The sequence below is a fragment of the Geodermatophilus sp. SYSU D00663 genome (genome assembly GCF_054050655.1).
Genome location: NZ_JBJGZT010000033.1, coordinates 18,623 through 43,509, shown reverse-complemented (window position 1 = coordinate 43,509; position 24,887 = coordinate 18,623). Strand labels below are relative to the sequence as shown.

The following is a 24,887-nucleotide window of genomic DNA, read 5'->3' as shown; positions in this document are numbered from 1 at the left end:
CCCCCCCCCCCCCCCCCCCCCCCCCCCCCCCCCCCCCCCCCCCCCCCCCCCCCCCCCCCCCCCCCCCCCCCCCCCCCCCCCCCCCCCCCCCCCCCCCCCCCCCCCCCCCCCCGGGCCTCTCGCGTGCGTGCGTCAGCGCGCGCCGGCGGGCGTCCAGCCCAGCGCCGGCGCGACGTGGCGCGCGACGTTCTCCAGCAGCCGGGCGTTGTACTCGACGCCGAGCATGTTCGGCACCGTGAGCAGCAGGGTGTCGGCCTCGCGGACGGCGGCGTCCTTGGCCAGCTCCTCGGCCACCTCGTCGGGCTCGCCGGCGTAGCTGCGGCCGAAGCGGGCGCGCACGCCCTCGAGCAGGCCGACCTGGTCGGACGAGCGGCGCTCGTCGCCGAAGTAGGCGCGGTCGACGTCGGACACGATCGGGACGACGCTGCGGCTCACCGACACCCGCGGCTCGCGGCCCCACCCGGCCTCGGCCCAGGCGGCGCGGTAGCGGGCGATCTGCTCGGCCTGCAGCTCGTCGAAGGGCACGCCGGTGTCCTCGGACAGCAGCGTCGAGCTCATCAGGTTCAGCCCCTGGCGGGCGGCCCACTCCCCCGTCGCCCGGGTGCCGGCGCCCCACCAGATCCGGTCGGCCAGGCCCGGCGACTGCGGCTGGATCGCGAGCCGGCCGCGCGCGCCGCCGGTCATCCCGGGGTCGGCGTCGACGACGGTCGCGCCGCGCACCGCGGCGAGGAACAGCGCCGTCTTCTCGCGCGCCAGGTCGGCGTCCGAGGACCCCTCCGGCGGGACGTAGCCGAACGCCTCCGAGCCGCGCAGCGCCGCCTCCGGTGACCCCCGGCTCACGCCGAGCTGCAGCCGGCCGCCGGCGAGCAGGTCGGTGGCCGCGGCCTCCTCGGCCATGTACAGCGGGTTCTCGTAGCGCATGTCGATGACGCCGGTGCCGAGCTCGATCCGCGAGGTCCGCGCGGCCATGGCGGCCAGCAGCGGGAACGGCGAGGCCAGCTGCCGCGCGAAGTGGTGCACCCGGACGAACGCCCCGTCCAGGCCCAGCTCCTCGGCGGCGACGGCGAGCTCGACGGTCTGCACCAGCGCGTCCCGCGCCGTGCGCACCTCCGAGCCGGGCAGCGGCTGCCAGTGCCCGAACGACAGGAACCCGATGCGCTTGCCGACGTCCATGCCCGGGACAGCGCACGGGCCGGGCGCGGGATTCCCCGGCGCTCAGCGCGCCGGCAGCTGCTGGACCGCCCAGCCGTTGCCGTCCGGGTCGCTGAAGAACACGAACGACCCCCAGGGGAGGTGCTGGACCTCGCTGACCTCGACGCCGCGCCGGGTCAGCTCCTCGTGCGCCACCTCGACGTCGTCGACGACGAGCTGCAGCCCCTGCGCCGCCCCGGGCGGCACGTCGAGCAGGCCGGTGCCGATCGCGATCGAGCACGCCGACCCCGGCGGGGTGAGCTGCACGAACCTGACCGCCTCGCTCACCCGGTGGTCGTGGTCGAGGTGGAACCCGGCGCCGTCGGTGTAGAAGGCGATCGCACGGTCGACGTCGCTGACCGGCACGGCGACCAGCTCCAGCTTCCAGTCCATGACGCGCTCCTCCGCTCGGGGCGCCCACCCTGCTCCCCGGAGCGGGGGCCGGGCACCCTCCCGGGCGCCCGGAGCGGACACCCGTGCCGAGGGAGACCGCGGCCGCAGGTGGAGGCGCTGCTCACCGCGACGCCCCACGCGCACCGGACGACACGGCAGCCTCCCGCCGTGACGCAACGTGAGCGACCGACCACGACTCTCCGTGTGCGGGTTCCGCTGCTCCGGCCGTCCGGTCGGCCACCCTGTGCAGGTGACTCTCAGCGCCCCCCACGTGCCCCGGCCCCGGGCCGACCAGCCCGGCGAGCCGAGCGGTGCACCGGCGGGGACGAGGCTGCGGGCCATCGACACGCTGCTGGCCGACCGCGGCCAGGTGTTCCGCGCCCTGTTCCTCAACTCGCCGGTGCCCAAGGCCCTGGTCGGCCTCGACGGCCACCTGCTCGTCGTCAACGACGCGCTGTGCGCGCTGTCCGGCCGCGGCATCGACGACGTGGTGGGCCGCCACGTCGACCTGCTCGCCCACCCCGACGAGGCCCCGATCGCCGACGGCGACGGCGCTGCCGGTGACGAGGCCGGCCTGGACCCGTGGCTGCGCCGGGACGGCGAGCGCCGCCTGCGCCGCGCCGACGGCACCGAGCTGTGGGTGCAGCAGTCGCACACCGTCGTCCACCGGACCACCGGTGAGCCGCACTTCGTCGTCCTGTCGCTGGTCGACGTCACCGACCGGCGGCGGGCCGAGGAGGACCTGGTCCGCCGGGCCTTCACCGACCAGCTCACCGGGCTGCCCAACCGCCGCGCCCTCACCGACCGGCTCGCCCACGCCCTCGCGCTGTCCCGCCGCCGCGGGCTCCAGGTGGGCCTGGTGCACCTGGACCTCGACCGGTTCCAGGCGGTCAACGACACCCTCGGCACCGAGGCCGGCGACCAGCTGCTCAGCCAGGTCGCCGACCGGCTCCGCTGGAGCACCCGCGTCGAGGACACCGCCGTGCGGCTCGGCGCCGACGAGTTCCTCATCCTCGCCGAGGACGTCGAGGACCTCGACGGCCTGCGGGCGCTGGCCGACCGGCTGCTGTCGGTGCTCGACGACCCGTTCCAGCTCGGCAACCGCGAGATCGTGCTGTCGGCGAGCGTCGGGCTGACCATGGGCTCCGACGTCGCCCCCGACGACCTGCTGCGCCAGGCGCACAGTGCGCTCACCCGCGCCAAGCGGGACGGCAGCCGGGCGCGCATCGAGGTGCACGACGGCGGCCTGACCGAGGACGAGGTCGACCTGCTGCAGCTGGAGACCGACCTGCGCCGCGCGCTGGACGGCGACGAGCTGCGGCTGTTCTACCAGCCGATCGTCTCCCTGGCCGACGAGACCCTGCTCGGTTACGAGGCGCTCATCCGCTGGCAGCACCCCACCCGCGGGCTGCTGCCGCCGGGCGCGTTCCTCGACGCCGCGGAGAACAACCGGCTCACCTCCCGCCTGGGCGCCTGGGTGCTGCGGCAGGCGTGCACCGACGCCGCCGGCTGGCCGGCCGGGCTGCGGGTGCACGTCAACGTGTCGGCGCGCCACCTGGCCGAGGAGGGCTTCAGCGACCTGGTCGCCGCCGCGCTGGAGGAGTCCGGCCTGCCGCCCGGGCGGCTGGAGCTGGAGATCACCGAGTCGACGGCGCTGTTCGCGGCCGAGGCCACGCTGCAGGCGGTGTCGGAGGTGACCGCGCGCGGCGTGACGCTGGCGCTCGACGACTTCGGCACCGGCTACTCGGCCATCACCGCGCTGCACCGGCTGCCGATCCACACCGTCAAGATCGACCGGTCGTTCGTCGCCGACGTCGTCACCCGGCCCTCCACCGCCGCCCTGGTCCAGGGCCTGCTGCAGCTCGGGCAGGGCATGGGCCTGCAGGTGATCGCCGAGGGCATCGAGGACCTCGAGCAGGCCGAGTGGCTGCGCCGGCACGGCTGCGCGATGGCGCAGGGCTACGCCTTCGGCCGGCCCGCGCCGCTGCCCAGCCGCGCCGAGGCGCTCATGGCCGAGGTGCTCGTCGAGCAGGCCGCCGAGGAGGCCGCCGCCGTCCTCGAGGCCGTGACCGGCGAGCTGGAGGCGGTCACCGGCGAGCTGCCCCCGGTGCCGGACCCGGCCGGCGGCGACGGCGTCGACCTGTTCCCGCTGGAGGACGCCGAGGAGCCCCCGGCCCCCCGGCCGTTCCTCGTGGTCGTCGAGGACACGACCACCGACGACGAGCCGGCCACAAACGGGGACGAGACGGACGGGGACCAGTCCCCCGCCTGAGCCCTCCGGGAACCTCCGCGGAGGTGCACGGTCCCGGCGGTTCAGCCGCGGGGCAGCGCCAGCGGCACCGGCCGCTTCGGGGCCCGCCCGTCGCCGGAGGACCGGCCGCGCAGGCGGCGGGCGATCCACGGCGCGACGAACCCGCGCACCCAGGCGGCCTCCTCGGCCAGCGCCGCACGCAGCGCCCGCGGCGGGGCCGGCGGCAGCGGGGTGCGCCACTCGCCGTCGCCGGGGACCGGGACGCCGAGCGCGTCGGCCGCGGCCAGCGCCATCCGCCGGTGCCCCTCGGCGGTGAGGTGGATGCGGTCGCTGTCCCACAGCCGCCAGTCCAGCAGCCAGTCCGCGCCCCACTGGTCGAGGACGACGGCGCCGTGCCGCGCGGCGATCGACCACAGCGAGGCGTTGAACACCGCGACCCGGCCGCGGGTGCGCCGGATGATCGGCGTCAGCCGCGGGTCGACGCCGGTGGCGAGCAGCACGTCGGCGCCGTCGGCGCGGAAGGCGGCCACCGCCGCCTCCAGCGCGGCGGCCAGCACGTCGGGGTCGGCGCCGGGACGGAGCAGGTCGTTGCCGCCGGCCACCAGGCTCACCAGGTCCGGCTGCGCCGCGCGGGCGACCGGCACCTGCTCGGCGAGCACCTGCGGGAGCAGCCGCCCGCGGACGGCGAGGTTGGCGTACTCGACGTCGGCGCCCGGGGAGGCCTCGGCCAGGTGCTCGGCCAGCCGGTCGGCCCAGCCGCGGTACTCGCCGGGGCGGGCCGGGTCGGGGTCGCTGAGCCCCTCGGTGAAGGAGTCGCCGAGGGCGACGTAGCGGCGCCAGGAACTGCGGGACGGTGCGGGCACGGACCCACTGCAGCACGGTGAGCGAGCACACAGCGCGCCGGGACCCCGGCCGCGGCGACGATCTCGGTCATGCCGACCTCCGTCGCCGCCTCGCTCACCCTCTCCTCGGCCGGCCCGGCCACCGCGTTGCTGCAGGTGGCGGTGGCCACGCCCGCCACCGAGACGCTGACCGTGCTGTGCGAGGGGCGCCCGCTGGAGGTCGAGGAGCTCCGGGTGGGCGAGGCGCGGGTGCACCGGGTCCGGCTGGAGGCGGGCACCACCGAGGTCACCTACACCGCGACCGCCGAGCGCGGCGGCCCGGGCCGCGCGGTGACGCCGGAGGCGTGGGCGGAGGCGATCCGGCCCAGCCGCTACTGCCCGTCGGACCAGCTCGAGGGGTTCGCCGCCACCGAGTTCGACCGCTCGCTGCCCCGCGCCGAGCTGGTGGGCGCGGTGGCCGACTGGGTGCACCGGCGGCTGGTCTACGCCGCGGGCGCCAGCCGCCCGGTGGACACCGCCGTCGACACGCTGCTGGCCGGGCGCGGCGTGTGCCGCGACTACGCGCACCTGACGGTCACCCTGCTGCGCGCCCTGGAGGTGCCGGCGCGGCTGGTCGCCGTCTACGCGCCCGGGCTGGACCCGATGGACTTCCACGCCGTCGCGGAGGCCGACGTCGGCGGGACCTGGTGCGTGGTCGACGCGACGCGGCTGGCGCCGACGTCGTCGCTGGTGCGGATCTGCTCGGGCCGCGACGCCGCCGACACCGCCTTCCTGACCACGCTCGGCGGCGCGCAGTTCCGGGGCATGACCGTCACCGCCGCCGTCGACGGCGACCTGCCCGCATCGAGCGACACGCCGTTCCCGCTGCCCTGAGCGCTCAGCCGCGCCAGGTCTCGAGCAGCCGCAGCCAGATCTCGCTCACCGTCGGGTAGGCCGGGACCGCGTGCCACAGCCGCGCGATCGGCACCTCCCCGACGACGGCGATCGTCGCCGCGTGCAGCAGCTCGGCCACCGCCGGGCCGACGAAGGTCACCCCGAGCAGCACCTCGCGCTCGGTGTCGACGACGGCGACCGCGGTCCCCTCGTAGCCGTCGGCGAACAGGGCGGCGCCCGAGACCGAGCCGATCGGGTACTCGACGACGCGGTGCGGCAGGCCGCGCTCCTCCGCCTGGGCGCTGGTCAGGCCGACGCTGGCCACCTGCGGGTCGGTGAACACGACCGAGGGCGTGGCGGCGTGGTCGGCGGTGGCGGTGTGCGGCGACCAGTCCTCCACCCGCACCTCCTCGCCGCGGGCACGGGCGACGATCGCCGCGCCGGCCTGGCGGGCCTGGTACTTGCCCATGTGGGTGAGCTGCCGGCGACCGTTGACGTCGCCGACGCCGTAGAGCCACGGCAGCCCGCGCACCTGCAGCGTGTCGTCGACGTCGAGGTACTCCCCCGGCTCGAGGCCGACGCTGTCCACGCCGATCGCCGTCGTCCGCGCCCGCCGCCCGACGGCCACGAGCACCTCGTCGCCGCGGACCTCGCCCTCGGCGGTCGTGAGGACGACCTCGTCGTGCTCGCGGCGGGCCGCGCGGACCTCCGCGTCGAGCCGGACGTCGACGCCGCGGTCGCGCAGCGAGGCGAGCACCGCGTCACCCGCCTGCGGCTCGGCGCCCGGCAGCAGCCGGTCGCCCTGCTGGAGGAGCGTCACCTGAGAGCCGAGGGCGTTCCAGGCGAAGGACGTCTCGCAGCCGACGTAGCCGCCGCCGACCACCAGCAGCCGGCGCGGGGGCTCCTTCGCGCTCGTGGCCTCGCGCGGGGTCCACGGCTCGACGTCGGGCAGGCCCTCGACCGGCGGCACCGCGGCCTCCGACCCGGTGCAGACCGCGACCGCGTGCCGCGCGGTGAGCCGGGTGGCCCCGCCGTCGGGGCGGGTGACGACGACGGTGCGCTCGCCCTCGAGCCGGGCGGTGCCGCGGACCAGGTCGATGCCGGCGCCCTCGACCCAGCGCACCTGGCCGGCGTCGTCCCAGTGGCTGGTGAAGGAGTCGCGGCGCTCGAGGGTCGCGGCGACGTCCTGCTCGCCGGTGACCGCGGCGGCGGCGCCCTTGACCGCGCGCGCCTCCTCGATCGCCTCGGTGCCGCGCAGCAGCGCCTTGCTCGGCATGCAGGCGTAGTAGGAGCACTCCCCGCCGACGAGGTGCTCCTCCACCAGCACCGCGGACAGCCCGCCCCGGACGACGACGTCGGCGACGTTCTCCCCGGTCGAGCCGGCGCCCATCACGACGACGTCGTAGGTCTTCTCGTCCGCGCTGCTCACCGGGCCATCCTGGCGGTGTGGTCGACTGGCCGCCATGCCGGTGTCACCCTCCGACTTCAGCGCCGCCCTGCGGCAGTACGCGGCGGGGGTGGCGCTGCTGACCGTCCGGGACGACATCGACGACGTCGGCACGACGGTCACCTCGGTCATGAGCGTGTCGGCCGACCCGCCGCTGGTCGCCGTCGGGCTGACCGCCGACGGGTACCCGGCCGAGGTGCTGGAGGCCGTGGGCACCTGCGGGCTCACCGTCCTCGCCGCCGGGCAGGCGATCCTCGCCAGCCGGTTCTCCTCCGCCGGGCGGCCCTCGGCGCGGCACCTGCTCGAGTCGGTGCCGTGGTCGCGGGCGGCCGGCAGCGGCGCGATCGTGCTCGACGGCGGCGTCGTCGCGCTGGACTGCCGGCTCGACCGGCTCGTGCCGGCCGGCGACCACGTGCTGGCGCTGCTCGCCGTCGAGGACGTGCCGGTCCTGCGCGACGGCGCCGCGCCCCTGCTCCGGCTGCGCGGCCGCTACGTCGACGCCCCCGGGAGCCGTTAGCGCGACAGAGGCGGTTCCGGCCCCTCGCAGGGGCCCGCCCGCGAGCCTGCGAGCGGGTGGGGGGCGGGGGGTCCTTCGACTAGTTTCAGGGGCGATGAGCGAGCCGCAGACCCCCGTGCCGTCCGCGCTGCGCCGGGCCCTCGCCCGCGCCGAGCGTGGCGTGACCCTCGACGCCGGCGAGGCCGAGACCCTGCTGTCGGCCCGCGGGCTGGGCGACGGCGAGCCGCTGGACCGCCTGCTCACCGCCGCCTCGCGGGTGCGCGACGCCGGCCTGGCCTCGGCCGGCCGCCCCGGCGTGGTCACCTACAGCCGCAAGGTGTTCATCCCGCTCACCCACCTGTGCCGCGACCGCTGCCACTACTGCACGTTCGTGACCACGCCCGGGCAGCTGCGGGCCCAGGGGAGGGCGCCGTTCCTCTCCCCCGACGAGGTGCTCGACGTCGCCCGGCAGGGCGCGGCGCTGGGCTGCAAGGAGGCGCTGTTCACCCTCGGCGACCGGCCCGAGGACCGCTGGCCGGTCGCCGCCGAGTGGCTGGAGGCGCACGGCTTCGACTCGACGCTGGCCTACCTGCGGGCGATGGCGATCCGGGTGCTGGAGGAGACCGGGCTGCTCCCGCACCTCAACCCCGGGGTGATGACCTGGGAGGAGGTCCAGCGGCTCAAGCCCGTGTCGGCGTCGATGGGGATGATGCTCGAGACGACCGCGACCCGGCTGTGGTCCGAGCGCGGCGGCCCCCACTTCGGCTCCCCCGACAAGGAGCCGGCCGTGCGGCTGCGGGTGCTCGAGGACGCCGGCCGCTCCGCCGTCCCGTTCACCACCGGCGTGCTGCTGGGCATCGGCGAGACGCCGGCCGAGCGGGTGGACGCCGTCCTGCGGATCCGCGCCGCGCACCAGCGGCACGGGCACGTGCAGGAGGTCATCGTCCAGAACTTCCGCGCGAAGCCGCGCACCGCGATGGCCGCGCACGACGACCTCGCGCTGCAGGAGTACGTGGCCGCCGTCGCCGTCACCCGGCTGCTGCTCGGCCCGCGGGCGCGGGTGCAGGCGCCGCCGAACCTGTCCGACTCCACCGAGCTCGGGCTGCTGCTGCGCGCCGGCGTCGACGACTGGGGCGGGGTCTCCCCGCTCACGCCCGACCACGTCAACCCCGAGCGGCCCTGGCCCAACACCGACAAGCTCGCCGCGCTGACCGCCGAGGGCGGGTTCACCCTGCGCGAGCGGCTGGCCGCCCAGCCGCGCTACGTGCTGGAGCCCGAGCCGTGGCTCGACCCGCGGGTGCGCCCGCACGTGGCCGCGCTGGCCGGGCCCGACGGCCTGGCCGTCGAGGGCCGCATCCCGGCCGGGCTGCCGTGGCAGGAGCCCGACGAGGCCTGGGTGTCCTCCGGCCGCACCGACCTGCACGTCGAGGTGGACACCGTCGGCCGCACCGGCGACCGGCGCGGGGACTTCGACGCCGTCTACGGCGACTGGGCCGACCTGCGCGACCGCACCACGGCGGCCCGCGACGGCTCCTCCACCGCCCTGGCCGTGGGTGACCCCGGGGTGCACGCCGCGCTGCGCGCCGCCGAGCGCGACCCCGCCGGGCTCTCCGACGCGCAGTACCTGGCGCTGCTCGGCGCCGACGGCCCCGACCTCGAGGCGCTGTGCGCGCTGGCCGACGGCGTGCGACGCGACGTCACCGGCGACGACGTCACCTACGTCGTCAACCGGAACGTCAACTTCACCAACGTCTGCTACACCGGCTGCCGGTTCTGCGCGTTCGCCCAGCGGCGCACCGACGCCGACGCCTACACGCTCTCGCTGTCCGAGGTCGGCGACCGGGTCGACCGCGCGTGGGCCGCCGGCGCCACCGAGATCTGCATGCAGGGCGGCATCCACCCCGACCTGCCCGGGTCCGCCTACCTGGACCTGATCGGCGAGGTGAAGCGCCGCCAGCCCGGCATCCACCTGCACGCGTTCAGCCCCATGGAGATCGTCAACGCCTCGGCCCGCACCGGGCTGTCGTTCGAGGACTTCCTGCGCGCGGCGAAGGAGGCCGGGCTCGACTCGGTCCCCGGCACGGCGGCGGAGATCCTCGACGACGACGTCCGCTGGGTGCTGACCAAGGGCAAGCTGCCCGCGGCGACCTGGCTGGAGATCATCGGCACCGCGCACCGGGTGGGCATCCCGACGACGTCGACGATGATGTACGGCCACGTCGACACCCCGGCGCACTGGGTGGCGCACCTGCGCACGATCGCCCGCCAGCAGGACGAGACCGGCGGGTTCACCGAGTTTGTGCTGCTGCCGTTCGTGCACCACAACGCGCCGATCTACCTCGCCGGCGTCGCGCGGCCGGGCCCGACGGTGCGGGAGAACCGGGCGGTGCACGCCGTCGCCCGACTGCTGCTGCACGGGCGGATCGGCAACGTCCAGACCTCGTGGGTGAAGCTCGGCGACGCCGGCACGCAGGCGGTGCTGCAGGGCGGGGCCAACGACCTCGGCGGCACGCTGATGGAGGAGACCATCAGCCGGATGGCCGGCAGCGAGAACGGCTCGCTGAAGACGATCGCCGAGCTCGAGGCGATGGCCGCGGCGATCGGCCGGCCCGCTCGCCAGCGCACCACCGAGTACGGCACCCCCTCGGAGGAGCGGCTGCGCACCGCCCGCTCCGAGGCCGGCCGCCGCGCGCTCACCCTCTCGATCACCCCGGCCTGAGCCCCCGGGGGCCGGACGCGCCGGTGGGCCGCCGCGGGAGTCCGCGACGGCCCACCGGTCTTCCTGCGTCAGGCCGCCGGGTGGTCGACCACGTAGGCCGGCGTGCCGGGACGGCTGCCGTCGACCTGGTCACCCACGTCGTTCACCACGTGCCGGATGACGCCGAGACCGTCGAGGTGGACGGTCGTCACGTGGTGCAGCTGGACGCCCGGCGTCGTCGGCACCTCGAAGCCGCTCTCGGTGGTGATCCCCGGACCGGCGTTGCGCTGGTAGCCGTAGACGCCGCCGCCGTAGAGGCGGTGGTGCTGCACGTCGTCGGCGACCTTGTAGCCGGCCCAGCCGAGGGTGCCGTCGGGCTGCTGCCAGTCGGCCTGCGACGGCGGGTCGTAGGGCAGCTCGTTCTGGTAGAGGACCGTCGTCCCCCGCTCGCCGTTCCAGATGGTGTTGTGGGCCTGGAAGTGCTCGACGAACAGGCCGGTCGCGGTCACCCGGTCGCCGTTGATCTCGGCGCCCACCCGGCCGGTGTTGGTCCGCCAGCGGTTGGTGTCACCGTTGACGCCCTGGGTGAAGCCGGGCTCGACGCCGTGGTCGGCGCGCCACACCCAGGTGTGGTCGATGAGGACGTCGTCGCTGTCGACCACGAGCGCGGTGTCGACCTTGCCCACGTGCGGGCCGCCGACGCGGAAATAGACGTCGGACAGCGTCGTCGGGTCGGCCGCGTCGGACCGCCCGCCGTTGCCGTTCGGGTTGCCGACCTGCAGCAGCGCCGGCGACTCGACGGTGCCCGCGTCGATCGTCACGCCCGCCACGACGACGCCGGGGACGTCGGCGATCGTCAGCGGGACCGCCCCGCCGACCGCGGTCAGCGTCGCGTGCCCGATGCCGAGCACCACGGTGCCCGGCCGCTTGACGTCGATGCTGCGCGCGACGTCGTACACCCCCGGCGTGAGCAGCAGGTGGCCGCCGCGGGCGAGGTGGTTGTCGATCTGCTGGACGGGCGTCGACGGCGTCGCGACGAGGAAGTCGGTGAGGGGGAGCGTGCGGCCCGGTGTGAGCCCGGCACCCCAGCTGGTGCCGCGTGAGGCCTGCTGCGCCGCGGGCACCCGCACGTTCCACCGGCCGTCGTCGTCGAGGAACAGGAACGGCTTCTCGCGGCTGAGCGGGGTGGTGTCCAGCGTGGTGTACGGCGGGGTCGGGAAGGCCTCCTCGGAGGGCGCGCCCTCGACGCCGGAGAACACCTGGTTCCACACGCCGTTGGACCACGAGCCGACCGTGCTGTTGCGGGTCAGCCACTGCTGCTGCGAGCCGTTGACGACCGCGCCCGCCCGCGAGTCGGCGACGAACCCGCCGCTGGCGTAGTGCGGTCCGGCGGTGCAGTAGTCCATCAGCGACAGGGTGCCGCCGGTGACGTCCACCCGGCGCAGCGAGACCGCCTGGGACACGGCCCAGAAGTTGGCGCTCTGCCGGCAGCCGTCCTGACCGGTGGCGTTGACGTCGATCGTCAGGTTCGACACGGTGCGCCAGAAGTTGTTCAGCGCGATGCAGTTGGTCGTGCCACCGCCGTCGAGGCAGCGGTTGTAGCTCTCGACCTTGCCGTTGATGACCACGTCGGACGGCGAGTCCCCGAGGCCGGTGACCTCGGTGTAGTAGCCGACCTTGATCTGCAGCGGCTGGGCGTCGGTGCCGTAGGTGCCGGGGCGGAAGAGGTAGGCGTACCGCTCGGTGCCCATCTCGTCGTCCCTCTGGGCGGCGAAGGTCGCGTCCAGCTCGGCCTGGATCTCGCTGACCGGCATGGACGGGTCGAACACGGTGACGTTCACGCCGAGGTCCGGCGCGGTCGGGCTGGTGGCGGGCGGCGGGGCGGCGGAGGCCGCGCCCACCGCGAGGGGCGAGACGGACAGGGCCGTCGCGACGGCGAGCGCGGCGCCGAGACGGCGCCGGCGGACGGCGGGGAGGGTTCCTGGCTGCACGGACGTCCTCATCGTCGAGGGTGTACGCACGGTGTGACTGCTGTCACGGTGCGCGCACAGGTTAGGGGACCGTTCCGTTCCGTCCGCGACCACCCCCCGGACGCCCGCGCAGGTCAGGGGGCCGGCACCGGCTCCCGCGGCGCGGGGACGGCACCGGTGGGCGCCGGCCGGGCGGGGTCGTGCGCGGGCGCGGGCAGCGGGCGGCCGAAGAGGTAGCCCTGCGCGTGCGAGCAGGCCAGGCCGTCGAGGACGGCGTGCTGCTCGCTGGTCTCCACGCCCTCCGCGACCACCTCCAGCCGCAGGTTGCGCGCCAGCTCGATCATGGAGGCCACCAGCGCGGTCGAGCGGACGTCGCCGCCGAGGTCCTGCACGAAGCTGCGGTCGATCTTGAGGACGTCCGCGGGCAGCCGGCGCAGGTAGGTCAGGCTCGCGTAGCCGGTGCCGAAGTCGTCGATCGCGATCCGCACGCCGAGCTCCCGCAGCGCCCGCAGCTGCCCGGCCACGCGGTCGACGTCGCGCAGCAGCACGCCCTCGGTCACCTCCAGCGTCAGCTGCGCCGCCGGCAGGCCGCTCGCGGCGAGGACGGCGGACACCAGCGCGACGACGTCGTCGTCGGCCAGCTGCCGCGGCGAGAGGTTGACCGCGATGCCGATCGGCCGGCCGGCCTCCGCCGTCCAGACCGTCGCCTGCCCGACCGCCTGCTCGAGCACCCAGCGGCCGATCTCGAGGATCGCGCCGCTCGCCTCGGCCAGGGGCACGAACTCCGCGGGCGGCACGAGCCCGCGCTGCGGGTGCTTCCAGCGCAGCAGCGCCTCGTAGCCGGTGGTGCGGCCGTCGGCGAGGTCGATGGTGGGCTGGTAGTACACCTCCAGCTGGCCGGCGCGGACCGCGGCGGTCAGGTCCTGCAGCAGGGTGACCTCCTCCTCGGCCGCCTCGGCCATGCCCGGCGCGTAGCGGACCAGCCGGTTCTTCCCCAGCGCCTTGGCGCGGTACATGGCCAGGTCGGCGTTGCGCAGCAGCGTCCCGGGCCGCCGGTCGCCCGCCGTCGCGGTGTCGGCGACGCCGATGCTCACGTGCACGGCCAGCGGCCGCCCGCCGACGTCGACCGGCTCGGCGAGCGCGGCCAGGACCCGCTCGCCGACGGCCGCCGCCTCGTCGGCGCCGCCGTCGACCACGACGGCGAACTCGTCGCCGCCCAGCCGGCCCACCTCGTCGCCGTCCCGGACGCAGGCCCGCAGCCGGTCGCCCACCGTGGTGAGCAGGACGTCGCCGGCCGCGTGCCCGCGGGTGTCGTTGACGTCCTTGAAGTCGTCCAGGTCCAGGAACAGCACGCTGACCGGGCCGGTGCGGCGGGCCAGCAGCGTGGCGGTGGTCTGCAGCAGGCGGGTGCGGTTGGCCAGCCCCGTGAGCGGGTCGTGCAGCCCCTGCCGCTCGTTGAGCCGCCACGAGGACAGGTGCGCCAGGCTCGCTGCCAGCACGAACCCGCCGTGCACCAGCGCCCAGAGCCACGGGTCGCGGTAGGCCGCCTCGTGGTCGAACACCGAGTGCGGGAAGAGCGTGCCGACGGCGCCGTGGTGCCCGATGACGACCACGAGGGCCAGCCCGAAGGGCACCCAGTCCTGGTAGAGCGACACCAGGCCGACGACGACGAAGAAGTGGAAGTGCGCCTCGGTCAGCCCGTCGCAGACGTGCACGAACAGCACCGAGGCGGCCAGCAGGCTCCCGGTCACCCCCGCGGCCCGCAGCGTGCGGCCGGCGTTCGGCAGCAGGCTGAACGACACCGGGTAGGCGACGGCGAGGGCGGCACCGCCCGCCGCGGCCGGAGCCCAGCCCCGGGCCACCGCGAGGACGCCGATCGCCACGGCCTGCACCGCGGCCAGCCGCAGCAGCAGCGCGTGCCGCCGCTGCCAGACCTCGTCCGGCAGTGGCCGCCCCTCGGGCAGCGCGCGGCGGAGTCGGCCGATGACGGGGAGCTCCATGAGGCCCCATCGGCCGCCGGTCTGTTCCGGATCAGTTCCGTTCCGCGGTGGTCACCCCGGGGGGTGAGGACCGCCACACCGGCGCGCGGCCGCGGTGCGCCAGCGGGGCCGGTCCACCTCGGCGGGCAGCGTCCACCAGGTGCCCAGCCACGCGTCGAGCCCCGGCTCGAGGCGGGACAGCCCCGCGCCCGGGTAGGGCGTCAGCTCCCCCGCCCAGAGCCGGCCGTCGTGCCGGTAGAGGTCCACCCGGAGCATGTCGAAGTCGGCCGCCGCCGCGGCCGCGGCCTCGAGCAGCTCGGGCAGCCAGGCCGGGCGCGGCACGTCGGGCCCGGGCGGGTAGCCCCACGTCCAGGGCAGCGGCTCCCAGCCGGCGGTGTACAGGCGCGCACGGTGCACGTCCCGCCGGCCGGTGTGCACGCCGACCACCCGCGGCACGCCGTGGAACACCAGGACCTTGAGGTCGGTGGGCACCTCCCCGGGCTCCCCGACGTGCTCCTCCACCAGCAGGCACGGCCGGGCGCAGCGGTAGGCCCACTCCTCGCTGTCGCGCCAGTAGCGCTCGGCCACCCAGCCGGCGGTGCGCGCGGCGAGATCGGCGACGTCGGGGCGCCCCTCCCCCACCAGCACCCGCCGGCACGAGTGGTTGGGCTTGAGCACCCACGGGCCGGGGAGGTCGACGCCGGCCAGCTCCGCGACGTCGGTGCCGGACCAGTACGTCCGCGGCACCCGCAGCAGGTCCGGCGCCCGCCGCGCGAAGTGCTCCTTCATGGCCAGCTTGTCGCAGGTCGGCGCCAGCAGCGGACGGCGATCGCGGGTGATCCGCCGCTGCAGCTTCTCGGTGAAGGTGCGTGGCTCCCCCCACGGCGGCAGCCGGCCGTGGTGCTGCCGGTAGAGCCGCGCCCGGCGCAGCGAGGACGGGAGCACGCGGCTCCAGGCCGGGGCTGACTCGCTCACCCGCTCTCCCTACCGCGCCGCGCCCCGATCGGAACAGGGCCGTACGCAACAGGGACGCCGCGCGGGGTAGGGCCGCCGGGTGCGTGCCATCACCTACACCCGGCCCGGCGGCCCCGAGGTCCTGCAGCTGACCGACCGGCCCACCCCCGACCCCGGCCCCGGCGAGGTCCTCGTCCGGCTCGCGACGGCCGGCGTCAACCCGACCGACTGGAAGTCCCGCAGCAACGCGCAGCCCGGGCCCGGGGGCCAGGTGCCCGGCCAGGACGGCGCCGGCACGGTGGAGGCGGTCGGGCAGGGCGTGGACCCCGCGATCCGCGGCGAGCGGGTCTGGGTGTGGGAGGCGGCCTGGCAGCGCCCCTGGGGGACGGCGGCGGAGTACACCGTCGTGCCCGCCCGCCAGGCGGTGCCCATGGGCCCGGCGCCCTCGTTCGAGCTCGGCGCCGCGCTGGGCATCCCGTTCCTCACCGCGCACCGCTGTCTCACCCTCGGCGAGTCCGTGCCCGACCGGATGGGCCCCGGCTCGCTGACCGGGCGCACCGTGCTGGTACAGGGCGGCGCCGGCGCGGTGGGCAACGCGGCGATCCAGCTCGCGCGCTGGGCCGACGCCACGGTCGTCGCCACGGTGAGCAGCCCGCGCAAGGCGCAGCTGGCCGCGGCGGCCGGCGCCTCGCACGTCGTCGACTACCGGCGGCAGGACGTCGTCGCCGAGGTCCGCAAGATCGCGCCGAGGGGCGTCGACACGGTCGTGGAGGTGTCGGCGGCCCGCAACGCCGCCGTCGACGCGCAGGTGGTCGGCATGCACGGCGCGGTCGCGGTGTACGCCGACGACGGCGGCGCGGAGGTCACCATCCCGGTGCGCGCGCAGATGGGCCCCAACGCCCGCTGGAACTTCGTGCTCGTCTACACGCAGCCCGAACGGGCCAAGGTCCTCGGCGTCGAGGACGTCAACGCGGCCCTCCTCGACGGCGCGCTGCGGGTGGGCGAGGACGCCGGGCTGCCGCTGCACGTCTTCCCGCTGGCGGAGACGGCGCAGGCGCACCGGGCCGTGCAGGACGGCGCCGTCGGCAAGGTCCTGGTGGACGTGACGGCCTAGCCGACGCCGAGGTCCCTGGCGATGAGCATCCGCTGCACCTCGCTGGTGCCCTCGCCGATCTCGAGGATCTTGGCGTCGCGGTAGAAGCGCCCGACCGGCGTCTCGTTCATGAAGCCGTAGCCGCCGTGCACCTGGGCGGCCGCGCGGGCGTTGTCCACCGCGACCTCGGAGCTGTAGAGCTTGGCGATCGAGGCCTCGCGGCCGAACGGCTCGCCGCGCAGCATCTTCTCGGCGGCGCGGTAGTAGGCCAGCCGCGCGGTGGAGGCGCGCACCTCCATGTCGGCGATCATGAACTGGACCGCCTGGTTGCGGCCGATGGGCCGGCCGAAGGCCTCGCGGGTGCCGGCGTAGCGCACCGACTCGTCCACGCACCCCTGGGCGAGGCCGGTGGCCAGCGCGGAGATGGCGACGCGTCCCTCGTCGAGGATGGAGAGGAACTGCGCGTAGCCGCGGCCGCGCTCCCCGACCAGCGAGTCCTCGGGCACCCGGCAGTCGCTGAAGGAGAGCTCGCGGGTGTCCGACGCGTTCCACCCGACCTTCGAGTACCGCGGGCCCACGGTGAAGCCGGGGGTGCCCGACGGGACGGCGATCGCGGAGATCTCCTTGCCGCCGTCGGGCCGGGTGCCGGTGACGGCGGTGACGGTGACCAGCTCGGTGAGGTCGGTGCCGGAGTTGGTGATGAAGGCCTTGGAGCCGTTGACCACCCAGTGCCCGTCCTCCAGGCGCGCGGTGGTGCGGGTGGCGCCGGCGTCGGAGCCGCCGCCGGGCTCGGTCAGGCCGAAGGCGGCCAGCGCCTCGCCCGTGCACAGCCGCGGCAGCCAGCGCTTCCGCTGCTCCTCGCTGCCGAACCGGTAGAGCGGCATCGCGCCCAGCGAGACGCCGGCCTCCAGGGTGATGGCCACCGAGCTGTCCACCCGGGCCAGCTCCTCGATGGCCACGCACAGGTCGAAGTAGGTGCCGCCCGAGCCGCCGTACTCCTCGGGGAAGGGCAGGCCGAACAGCCCGAGGTCGCCCATCTGCCGCACGATCGCGGTGGGGAACTCGTCGCGCTCGTAGAAGCCGCCGATCTGCGGGGCCACCACCTCGAGTGCGAACTCGCGGACGGTCTTCCGCAGGGCCTCGGTCTCGTCGTCGAGCCGGTAGTCCAGCACGGTGTGCTCCCTGGTGCCGGGGCGCCGGTGGGGTCCTCCCCGGGGCCCGCCTGCGGCCGCTCCGGTCGGCCGGCCGCTCGCCAGCGATGTTAACGACGGTTCACATCGGGGTCCAGACCGCGGCCGTTAGCATCCGCGGCGTGACCGCCAGCCAGCCCGACTCGGCGCTGACGGCCGACGCCGCCCGGCCCTCCCGGCGGGAGCAGATCCTGCGGGCGGCCGCGCAGCTGTTCGCCGAGCGCGGCGCGCGGGCGGTCGGCGTCGACGACGTCGGCGCCGCGGTCGGCGTGACCGGCCCGGCCATCTACCGGCACTTCGCCAGCAAGGACGCGATGCTGGCCGAGATGCTCGAGGGCATCAGCCAGCGGCTGCTGGCCGGCGGGCGTGAGCGGGTCGCCGCCGCCGGTCCCGACCCCGTCGCGCAGCTGCGGGCGCTGATCGCCTTCCAGGTGGACTTCGCGCTGGACAACCCCGCGCTGATCACCGTGCAGGACCGCGACCTCGGCTCCCTGCCGCCGGACGACGCGGCCGCGGTGCGCCGGCTGCAGCGCCGCTACGTCGAGGTGTGGGTGGAGGTGCTGGCCCGGCTGCGGCCCGAGGAGGGCACCGACGCCAGCCGGGCCCGCGCGCACGCCGTCTTCGGGCTGGTCAACTCCACCCCGCACAGCGCGGGCCGGCTGCCGCGCGCGCGGACGGCGGCGCTGCTCGCCGCGATGGCCGAGGCGGCCGCGACCGCCTGACGCGGCGTCGCCGCCGGGGTCGTCAGCCGGCGGACGGCTCGGGCATCGGCAGGCTCAGGCCGGTGCCGGCGACCAGGTCGAGGTCGGCGGTGCCGCCCTCGCCGGGACCGGTCCAGGCGGTCTCCACGACGGTGACCACCGGACCCTGGACGGCGCTGGCGTACTCGGCGCCGGACAGCTCCGCGGGCGCACCCGGGTAGGTCACGCCCTCGCGCAGCAGGTCGCTGACGTTCCCGCTGCCGTTGCGGTCGGTCAGGTCGCGCAGGGCGCGGGCGGCGACGGTGTCGCCCATGTCCACGGTGGACACCGAGACCACCACGGCCCGGCCGTCGACGTCGGTCGACCACAGCGCCCGCGCCAGGCCCGCGCAGTCGGTCCGCTCGAAGGAGTCCGCGACGTCGCCGTAGGAGTTGCCGACGCAGGTGTCGTCGACCTGCACCCGCTGCAGGACGAACTCCAGGCCGTCGAGGACCGCGCGCTCGCCCGGCTGCGGGCCGGCCTCCTGCGCCCCCGGGGAGGGAGCCGGGGTGCTCGTGCTCGGCGGGGCGGCCGCCGAGGCGTCGCCCCCGCCGCCGGTGAGGCTCACCAGCGCGACCACCGCGACGACGACCACGGCCAGCGCGGCGGCGGCGAGCAGCGCCAGCCGGCGCCGCGCGGCCGGCGAGCGGCGGCGCGGCCCCACCAGCGGGATCGGCGGGGACGGCGGGACCGGGACGGGAGCCGCGGGCGGCGCGGCCGGCGGGGTCCCGTGCCCGGCGTCGGTGTCGGCGTCGCCGAACAGCCCGCCAATGCCGCCGGTCTCGTCGGCGATGTCGGCGGGGACGGCGGGAGCGGCGGGGACGGCGACCGGGGCGTCGGGGACGCCGCCCCCGGACTGGACGGCGGGCGTCTCGAAGCGCGCGGTGGCCGGGTGCGCCGGGGCGGGCACGACCGGCAGGGGCGCGACGGGGGCGGGCGCGACGGGGACAGGTGCGACGGGGACAGGTGCGACGGGGGCGGGTGCGACCGGAGCGGCCACCCGGGCGGCCGCCGCGCGCGCCGCGGCCTCCTCGTCGGCCCGGATCGCCGCGACGGCGACGGCGGCGGCCGCGACCGGGTCGACGAGCGGGCCGGCCGGGGCGGCCGGCGGCGGGACCGCCACGGGGGCCGGCGCCGGGACCGGCGGGGCGGGCGGCGCCACGGGGGCCGCCGAGGCGGCCGAGGCGGCCATCGCCGCGGGCGCGAGCAGCTCCCGCCGGCGCAGGACGTAGGGCGAGTACGGGAAACCCTCGCCGTTGAGCTCCTCGACCGTGGGCCCGCGGCCCTCGAGGCCGAGCGCGGTCAGCGCGGCGCGGACGTCGGCGGTGGTCCACAGCCGCGGGTTGTCCACCCCGGCGTAGCGGGCGGCCCGCGAGATGCCGAGCAGCAGCGAGCGGGGTTCCAGCAGCGCGACCTGGTCGCCGTCGCCGAGGTCGCCGTCGGCCGGGACCAGGCCGGTGAGGTCGCCGGCGAGGACGGTGAGCCGGGCGATGCGGCCGGGCTCGAGCCCGGCCCGGCGGAGCCGGACCGCGGCGTCCATGCCGGCCCGCATGAGGCCGTCCAGCGGCGTCGAGCCGCCGCCGGCCAGCTGCAGCACCTCGCCGGGGCCGGCGCCCGGGCCGATGGTCCAGGAGCCCTCCGGGGTCGCGGTGACGACGCCGGACTGGCGGACCACCTCGACCACGCGCACGACGGCCAGGCCCTCGGGGACGAAGACCACGGCGTCGGACAGGCGACGCTCCATGGGGCCGTCGACGACCGGGACCGACGCCACGACGGCGCCCCGGACGGCTCCGCCGCGGTCCCAGCGGGTCAGCTCGGCGAAGAGCGCACGCTCCCCCGCCGTCTGCGGCGGCACGGGCGTCAGGGCCAGCACGTCGTCCTCCGGGGGCGGGTGGGGGTCGGGGGGAGGCCGGGCGCGCGCGAGGGCGCGGGGCGCGGCCCGGCAGCGGGGTCCGGGCGGGCGGCCACGTCCGACGTTACGTCAGGTGACGGGCCCGTCCCGCACCTCAGCGGGACGGCGCGCCGCCGGCCGGGGCGGCGGCGGCCGGGAGGCCCGGCTCGACGGGACGGCGCCAGTCGGCGAACCGGGCGCTGCGGCCGACGACGTCGACCGCCGACCACAGGACGGTGAACGCCGCGACCACGAGCGCGACCGACCACCAGGACCAGTTCCACGGCGGCAGGACCCCGGCGGCGTCCTGCAGCCGGCCGGCGGCGTAGACGACGACGGCGGTGGCCGGCGCGGCGCTCCAGCCGGGCAGTCCGCGGGTGACCGCGAGGTCGACGCAGACCGCGCCGGCCAGCAGCGCCAGCGGCAGCACCGACGGCGGGAAGCCCATCGCCACCAGCCCGGCCCACATCACCGCGCGGTAGGCCAGGTAGGTGCCGGCGACGACGGTCGCGGTCCAGCGCAGGCCGACGACCCTGCGCGCCACGACCAGCGAGAGCAGGCCGGCGCAGACCAGCCAGGCCGGGTGCACCCAGGAGGGCACCGGCAGCATGAACATCGTGGGGGTCTGGCCCTGCGAGGCGGCGAAGTCGAGCAGCTGCGGCTCGGCCGTCGTCCGCCCGGCCTCGTAGGCGCGCAGCGACAGGACGCCGTACTCCTGGTGCTGGTTGGGGAAGACGACGTTCTCGACGAAGAACAGCCACAGGCCCAGCGACACCAGCGTGCGGACCCGGCCGGGCGCGGCGTACAGCCACCAGCCGCGGATCGCGCCGGCCAGCATGATCGCCGTCCCGATGTAGAGCAGCGCGTGGCTGGGGCTCCAGCTGGTGATGTCCAGCCCGTTGACGCGGTGGTTGACGATGTCGACCGGGATGGCGACGAGGAAGGTGCCGATCCCCCACTGCATGAGCCGCAGCGCCCGGCGGTCGACGCCGTAGCCGCTGTAGCTGTGGAAGACCACCAGCGCGACGACCACCGCGGTGCCGGCGGAGTTGAGCAGGTGCGGGGGCGCCAGGTCGTCGCGCAGCCACTTGAAGTGCCAGGAGACGTCCCAGGACGAGCCGAGCATCTTGAGCAGGAAGGCCCCGAGCCAGGCGGTGTAGATCCAGCGCAGCTCGGTCTCCCCCGTCGGGCGCCCGGGCCGGCCCGGCGTCATGTACGCCAGCCACAGCCAGCGCAGCAGCGCGACGGGGTGCCGCAGCCCGGCGGCCAGCGAGCCCGGTGCCGGGGGGACCGCTCCGGCGGGAGCGGCGGGGACGGGGTGGGGCACGGGAGGACTCCCTGGTCTCGCTGACGGGATGGCCCCACCGTAACGGCGCAGGTCGCCGATGCCGACCCCCCGAGTGGCGCCGGTGTGGCGCATGGAGTAGTGGGCCGACACGCGAGGCATGCGGGACGGACGGGACGTAGGGTCGGCCGACGTGGCGGACAACGGCGGGCACCTGGTCTGGATCGACTGCGAGATGACCGGGCTGGACCTCACCCGGGACAAGCTCATCGAGGTCGCCGTCGTCGTGACCGACTCGGAGCTGCGGGTCCTCGACCCCGGCCTGGACCTGGTGATCTCCGCCGACGACGCCGACCTGGAGGACATGGCCGACGTCGTCACCGAGATGCACGCGAAGTCGGGCCTGACCGAGGCGGTGCGCGCCTCGACCCTCACCGTGGCCGAGGCCGAGCAGCAGCTGCTCGCCTACGTGAAGCGGTGGGTGCCCGAGCGGCGCACCGCTCCGCTGTGCGGCAACTCGATCGGCACCGACCGCGGCTTCCTCGCCCGCGACATGCCCGAGCTCGACGACCACCTGCACTACCGGATGGTCGACGTCAGCTCGATCAAGGAGCTGGCCCGCCGCTGGTTCCCGCGGGTCTACTTCGCCCAGCCGCCCAAGGGCCTCGCCCACCGCGCCCTGGCCGACATCGTCGAGTCGATCCGCGAGCTGGCCTACTACCGCCGGACGCTGTTCGTCGACGCCCCCGGCCCGTCGACGTCGCAGGCGCAGCGGGCCGCCGGGGAGGTCGTCGCCGGCTTCGCCGACGTGCTCTCCGCGGCCGACGCCACGCCGCCGGCCGCCCCCGCGGAGGACGACGCACCCCCGGCTGCGTCGGGGAGCTGACCGGCTCCGGTATCCTCGTCCCTGCCTCCGGCGCGGGTCCGCTGCCGGGTGCACGCGGTGGGTGTAGCTCAGCTGGTAGAGCACCAGGTTGTGATCCTGGGTGTCGCGGGTTCGAGCCCCGTCACTCACCCCACGCAGGGAGGCCCTGGTCAGGTGACTGACCAGGGCCTCCCCCGTTCCCGAGGTGGGGACCGTCCGGGCGGCGCGGTCAGACGTCGACGGTGGACGCCGGCGGGTGGGCGTGGCCGGCACCCTGACGCCCGGCGGTGCGCAGGGAGCCGAGCCGCCGGCCGATGAGCTCACCGGCGACCGCGGCGAGGCGCCTGGACAGGTGGCGTGTGCGCGTGGGACGGGTCCATGGGGGACACCTCGGTCCTTCGACTGCCGGAGGGGTGGACGTGGTGGTCGCCACGGTGGGTGACTCCGGCCACACCGGTCCAGGACGCGTTCGCTATCGCACCGGTAGGTTCGGCCTATCGGTCCGCGGGAGGTGACGCGGTGGACGTCCGGCAGCTCACCTACTTCCTCGCCGTCGTCGAGACCATGAACTTCGGCCGCGCCGCGGAGCAGCTGTACATCGCGCAGCCCTCGCTGTCCCAGGCGATCGGGACGCTCGAGCGGGAGCTCGGCGTGCCGCTGTTCCACCGGGTGGGCCGCGGCATCGTGCTCAGCGACGCCGGAGCCCAGCTGGTCGAACCGGCTCGCCAGGTGGTCCGTGACCTGGAGGCCGCCCGGGCCGCGGCACAGTCCGTCCGCGGGTTGCAGCGCGGCCGGGTCGAGCTCGTCGCGATGCCCAGTCCCGGCATGGAGCCGTTGTCGACCCTGATCCGCGACTTCACCGCCGCCCATCCGGCGATGACGGTCACGGCCGACGCGGCGTTCACCCCCGAGGAGGTGGTCCAGGCGGTCAAGACCGGCCGGGCCGAGCTCGGGCTGCTCGGCGCGGCCTCGCCTCCGCACACCGGTGGCCTGCGCGCCATGCTCATCGAGGACCAGCCCCTGGTCCTGGTCTCCCCGCCCGAGGACCCCCTCCCCGGCGACCCGGCGCCGCCGGAGCACGGGGACCGCCGGCCTCTGGGGGATCCGGCCGTGCGCACGGTGGACCGTGCGGCCCTCGCCGGGACGCGGCTGATCGTGAGCAGGCACGGCAGCCTCGTGCGGGGGCTGGTGGACGACGTCCTGGCCAGCGGCGTCGACGCGCGCATCGTCGTCGAGGTCGAGCACCGGACCTCGATCCTGCCGCTGGTGCTCGCCGGGGTGGGACACGCGGTCCTGCCGTCGTCCTGGACGCCGCTGGCGCAGCGGTCGGGCGCACTGGTCCGGCGGATCGAGCCCGCCGTCCTGCTGCGGATCGCGCTCGTCTCCCGGACGGGCGCCCTCACGCCGGCCGCACGGGCCTTCGTCGCGTGCGTCGAGCAGTACGTGTCCGACGCGGAGGCGGGCACCGGCCGCGCGGATCGATAGGCCCGGACTATCCGGAGCATCGACAACGCGTCTTGGACGGGCACCGGCGTGACCCCGTTCACTCGGGAGCGACCGCAGCAGTCGTCCCCACGGAGACCGTCATGACCGCCCAGCGCACGTTCCGCATCGCCGCCATCCCCGCCGACGGAGTCGGTGTCGAGGTCGTCGCGGCCGGCCGCGCCGTCCTCGACGCCCTCGCCGGGGCCTCGAACGGCCGCTTCTCCTTCGCCTGGCAGGAGTTCCCCTGGGGCGCGGACCACTACGCCCGGCACGGCCGGATGATGGACGAGGACGGCCTCGACCAGCTCAGGGACTTCGACGCCATCTACTTCGGGGCCGTCGGCTGGCCGACCGTCCCCGACCACGTCAGCCTGTGGGGCCTGCGCCTCAGGATCTGCCAGAGCTTCGACCAGTGGGCCAACGTCCGCCCCGTCGAGTTCCTCCCCGGCATCCGGAGCCCGCTCCGCAAGGCCGACACGACCGACCTGAGCTGGGTCGTCGTCCGGGAGAACTCCGAGGGCGAGTACGCCGGCTTCGGCGGCCGCAACTTCGCCGGCCGCGACGACCGCGGTGAGGTGGCCGTCCAGTCCGCGGTGTTCACCGAAGTGGGCTGCGAGCGGATCATCCGGTTCGCCTTCGACCTGGCCCGCACCCGGCCCCGCAAGAAGGTCTCCAGCGTCACCAAGAGCAACGCCCAGCAGTACGGCATGGTGCTCTGGGACGACGTGTTCAAGCGCGTCGCCACCGAGTACCCGGACGTGGAGACCGAGAGCGTGCTGGTCGACGCGATGGCCGCCAAGTTCGTCCTCCGCCCCGAGGACCTCTCCGTCGTCGTCGCGTCCAACCTCAACGCCGACATCCTCTCCGACCTCGGCAGCGCCCTCGCCGGCAGTCTCGGCCTGGCGGCCAGCGCCAACCTCAACCCGGAGCGGCGCTTCCCCTCGATGTTCGAGCCGGTCCACGGCTCCGCGCCCGACATCGCGGGCCAGGGCATCTGCAACCCCGTCGGCGCCATTGGCAGCGCCGCGCTGATGCTCGAGCACCTCGGCCTGCACGACGAGGCCAAGGCCGTCCAGCACGCCATCGAGGTCACCTCGGGCAAGGGCATCCGCACCCGCGACGTCGGCGGGACCGCCGGCACGGAGGACGTCACCGCGGCCGTCATCGACCACCTGTCCCTCTGACCGTCCCGCCCGGAGCAGCCCCGGGCCGCGCGTGGGCCGGGGCTGCTCCGCTGACCT

Annotated in this window: 19 protein-coding genes and 1 tRNA gene; 10 read left to right on the top strand and 10 right to left on the bottom strand. The window is 76.0% G+C overall.

From position 1 onward, the window contains the following. Positions 1–132: 132 nt before the first annotated feature. Together ACI79Z_RS20570 and ACI79Z_RS20565 are read right to left on the bottom strand one after the other, a co-directional pair. Positions 133–1,173, bottom strand: a complete 1,041-nt coding sequence (locus ACI79Z_RS20570) for an LLM class flavin-dependent oxidoreductase (protein ID WP_456903677.1) — start codon at positions 1,171–1,173, stop codon at positions 133–135. Between the two features lie 42 nt (positions 1,174–1,215). After that, positions 1,216–1,584, bottom strand: coding sequence for a VOC family protein (locus tag ACI79Z_RS20565; RefSeq protein WP_456903675.1), 369 nt, complete (start codon positions 1,582–1,584; stop codon positions 1,216–1,218). A 250-nt stretch (positions 1,585–1,834) separates the two neighbouring features. On the opposite strand from ACI79Z_RS20565, the gene ACI79Z_RS20560 reads away from it, so the two are divergent. Beyond that, entirely contained in the window at positions 1,835–3,856 is a 2,022-nt protein-coding gene (locus ACI79Z_RS20560) for a putative bifunctional diguanylate cyclase/phosphodiesterase (protein ID WP_456903673.1), read from the top strand. 41 nt (positions 3,857–3,897) lie between these two features. On the opposite strand, the gene ACI79Z_RS20555 is transcribed toward ACI79Z_RS20560, so the two are convergent. Then, the gene (locus ACI79Z_RS20555; protein ID WP_387985566.1) at positions 3,898–4,698 is read right to left on the bottom strand and encodes an SGNH/GDSL hydrolase family protein; all 801 of its coding nucleotides are present in this window, start codon (positions 4,696–4,698) and stop codon (positions 3,898–3,900) included. 69 nt (positions 4,699–4,767) lie between these two features. On the opposite strand from ACI79Z_RS20555, the gene ACI79Z_RS20550 reads away from it, so the two are divergent. Next, positions 4,768–5,550 carry a transglutaminase-like domain-containing protein gene (locus tag ACI79Z_RS20550; protein WP_456903671.1) on the top strand — a complete coding sequence of 261 codons (783 nt, stop codon included), beginning with the start codon at positions 4,768–4,770 and terminating at the stop codon, positions 5,548–5,550. A gap of 4 nt (positions 5,551–5,554) precedes the next feature. On the opposite strand, the gene ACI79Z_RS20545 is transcribed toward ACI79Z_RS20550, so the two are convergent. After that, the gene (locus ACI79Z_RS20545) at positions 5,555–6,979 is read right to left on the bottom strand and encodes a dihydrolipoyl dehydrogenase family protein (protein WP_456903669.1); all 1,425 of its coding nucleotides are present in this window, start codon (positions 6,977–6,979) and stop codon (positions 5,555–5,557) included. A 34-nt stretch (positions 6,980–7,013) separates the two neighbouring features. On the opposite strand from ACI79Z_RS20545, the gene ACI79Z_RS20540 reads away from it, so the two are divergent. Both ACI79Z_RS20540 and ACI79Z_RS20535 read left to right on the top strand, forming a co-directional pair. After that, the gene (locus ACI79Z_RS20540) at positions 7,014–7,514 is read left to right on the top strand and encodes a flavin reductase family protein (protein WP_456903667.1); all 501 of its coding nucleotides are present in this window, start codon (positions 7,014–7,016) and stop codon (positions 7,512–7,514) included. A gap of 94 nt (positions 7,515–7,608) precedes the next feature. Further along, the gene (locus ACI79Z_RS20535) at positions 7,609–10,212 is read left to right on the top strand and encodes a bifunctional FO biosynthesis protein CofGH (protein WP_456903665.1); all 2,604 of its coding nucleotides are present in this window, start codon (positions 7,609–7,611) and stop codon (positions 10,210–10,212) included. 68 nt (positions 10,213–10,280) lie between these two features. On the opposite strand, the gene ACI79Z_RS20530 is transcribed toward ACI79Z_RS20535, so the two are convergent. The 3 genes from ACI79Z_RS20530 to ACI79Z_RS20520 all read right to left on the bottom strand — a co-directional run bounded on the left by ACI79Z_RS20530 (position 10,281) and on the right by ACI79Z_RS20520 (position 15,115). Continuing rightward, positions 10,281–12,194, bottom strand: a complete 1,914-nt coding sequence (locus tag ACI79Z_RS20530) for a glycosyl hydrolase family 28-related protein (RefSeq protein ID WP_456903663.1) — start codon at positions 12,192–12,194, stop codon at positions 10,281–10,283. A gap of 101 nt (positions 12,195–12,295) precedes the next feature. Continuing rightward, the gene (locus ACI79Z_RS20525) at positions 12,296–14,161 is read right to left on the bottom strand and encodes a putative bifunctional diguanylate cyclase/phosphodiesterase (RefSeq protein WP_456903662.1); all 1,866 of its coding nucleotides are present in this window, start codon (positions 14,159–14,161) and stop codon (positions 12,296–12,298) included. Positions 14,162–14,212: 51 nt separating this feature from the next. After that, positions 14,213–15,115, bottom strand: coding sequence for an ATP-grasp fold amidoligase family protein (locus ACI79Z_RS20520; RefSeq protein ID WP_456903661.1), 903 nt, complete (start codon positions 15,113–15,115; stop codon positions 14,213–14,215). Between the two features lie 79 nt (positions 15,116–15,194). On the opposite strand from ACI79Z_RS20520, the gene ACI79Z_RS20515 reads away from it, so the two are divergent. Then, positions 15,195–16,208 carry an NADPH:quinone reductase gene (locus ACI79Z_RS20515; protein WP_387985586.1) on the top strand — a complete coding sequence of 338 codons (1,014 nt, stop codon included), beginning with the start codon at positions 15,195–15,197 and terminating at the stop codon, positions 16,206–16,208. Here the strand turns inward: ACI79Z_RS20515 and ACI79Z_RS20510 are convergent. Further along, positions 16,205–17,359 carry an acyl-CoA dehydrogenase family protein gene (locus ACI79Z_RS20510; protein WP_456903660.1) on the bottom strand — a complete coding sequence of 385 codons (1,155 nt, stop codon included), beginning with the start codon at positions 17,357–17,359 and terminating at the stop codon, positions 16,205–16,207. The two genes, ACI79Z_RS20515 and ACI79Z_RS20510, sit on opposite strands and share 4 nt — an antisense overlap. A 140-nt stretch (positions 17,360–17,499) precedes the next feature. Between ACI79Z_RS20510 and ACI79Z_RS20505 the strand changes: the two genes are divergently transcribed. Then, positions 17,500–18,099, top strand: coding sequence for an SACE_7040 family transcriptional regulator (locus tag ACI79Z_RS20505; RefSeq protein WP_387985591.1), 600 nt, complete (start codon positions 17,500–17,502; stop codon positions 18,097–18,099). Between the two features lie 22 nt (positions 18,100–18,121). Here ACI79Z_RS20505 and ACI79Z_RS20500 read toward each other — a convergent pair whose 3' ends face one another. Beyond that, on the bottom strand, positions 18,122–19,993 hold the full coding sequence (locus tag ACI79Z_RS20500; RefSeq protein ID WP_456903659.1) for a hypothetical protein: 1,872 nt from the start codon (positions 19,991–19,993) through the stop codon (positions 18,122–18,124). Positions 19,994–20,126: 133 nt separating this feature from the next. After that, on the bottom strand, positions 20,127–21,338 hold the full coding sequence (locus ACI79Z_RS20495) for a hypothetical protein (protein ID WP_387985597.1): 1,212 nt from the start codon (positions 21,336–21,338) through the stop codon (positions 20,127–20,129). Positions 21,339–21,489: 151 nt separating this feature from the next. Between ACI79Z_RS20495 and orn the strand changes: the two genes are divergently transcribed. The 4 genes from orn to ACI79Z_RS20475 all read left to right on the top strand — a co-directional run bounded on the left by orn (position 21,490) and on the right by ACI79Z_RS20475 (position 24,830). Next, entirely contained in the window at positions 21,490–22,182 is a 693-nt protein-coding gene (gene orn / locus ACI79Z_RS20490; RefSeq protein WP_387985600.1) for an oligoribonuclease, read from the top strand. 57 nt (positions 22,183–22,239) lie between these two features. Next, positions 22,240–22,315, top strand: a tRNA-His gene (locus ACI79Z_RS20485). Positions 22,316–22,680: 365 nt separating this feature from the next. Then, positions 22,681–23,646 (top strand): LysR family transcriptional regulator, encoded by a 966-nt coding sequence (locus tag ACI79Z_RS20480; RefSeq protein WP_456903658.1) that lies wholly within the window; start codon positions 22,681–22,683, stop codon positions 23,644–23,646. A 101-nt stretch (positions 23,647–23,747) separates the two neighbouring features. Continuing rightward, positions 23,748–24,830 carry a tartrate dehydrogenase gene (locus ACI79Z_RS20475; protein ID WP_456903657.1) on the top strand — a complete coding sequence of 361 codons (1,083 nt, stop codon included), beginning with the start codon at positions 23,748–23,750 and terminating at the stop codon, positions 24,828–24,830. The last annotated feature ends 57 nt before the right edge of the window (positions 24,831–24,887 follow it).

Bases quoted from the DNA above. Each gene is read 5' to 3' on its own strand.
- ACI79Z_RS20570 (WP_456903677.1), bottom strand. From the start codon at position 1,173: ATGGACGTCGGCAAGCGCATCGGGTTCCTGTCGTTCGGGCACTGGCAG.
- ACI79Z_RS20525 (WP_456903662.1), bottom strand. From the start codon at position 14,161: ATGGAGCTCCCCGTCATCGGCCGACTCCGCCGCGCGCTGCCCGAGGGG.
- ACI79Z_RS20530 (WP_456903663.1), bottom strand. From the start codon at position 12,194: ATGAGGACGTCCGTGCAGCCAGGAACCCTCCCCGCCGTCCGCCGGCGC.
- ACI79Z_RS20550 (WP_456903671.1), top strand. From the start codon at position 4,768: ATGCCGACCTCCGTCGCCGCCTCGCTCACCCTCTCCTCGGCCGGCCCG.
- ACI79Z_RS20565 (WP_456903675.1), bottom strand. From the start codon at position 1,584: ATGGACTGGAAGCTGGAGCTGGTCGCCGTGCCGGTCAGCGACGTCGAC.
- ACI79Z_RS20475 (WP_456903657.1), top strand. From the start codon at position 23,748: ATGACCGCCCAGCGCACGTTCCGCATCGCCGCCATCCCCGCCGACGGA.
- ACI79Z_RS20540 (WP_456903667.1), top strand. From the start codon at position 7,014: ATGCCGGTGTCACCCTCCGACTTCAGCGCCGCCCTGCGGCAGTACGCG.
- ACI79Z_RS20535 (WP_456903665.1), top strand. From the start codon at position 7,609: ATGAGCGAGCCGCAGACCCCCGTGCCGTCCGCGCTGCGCCGGGCCCTC.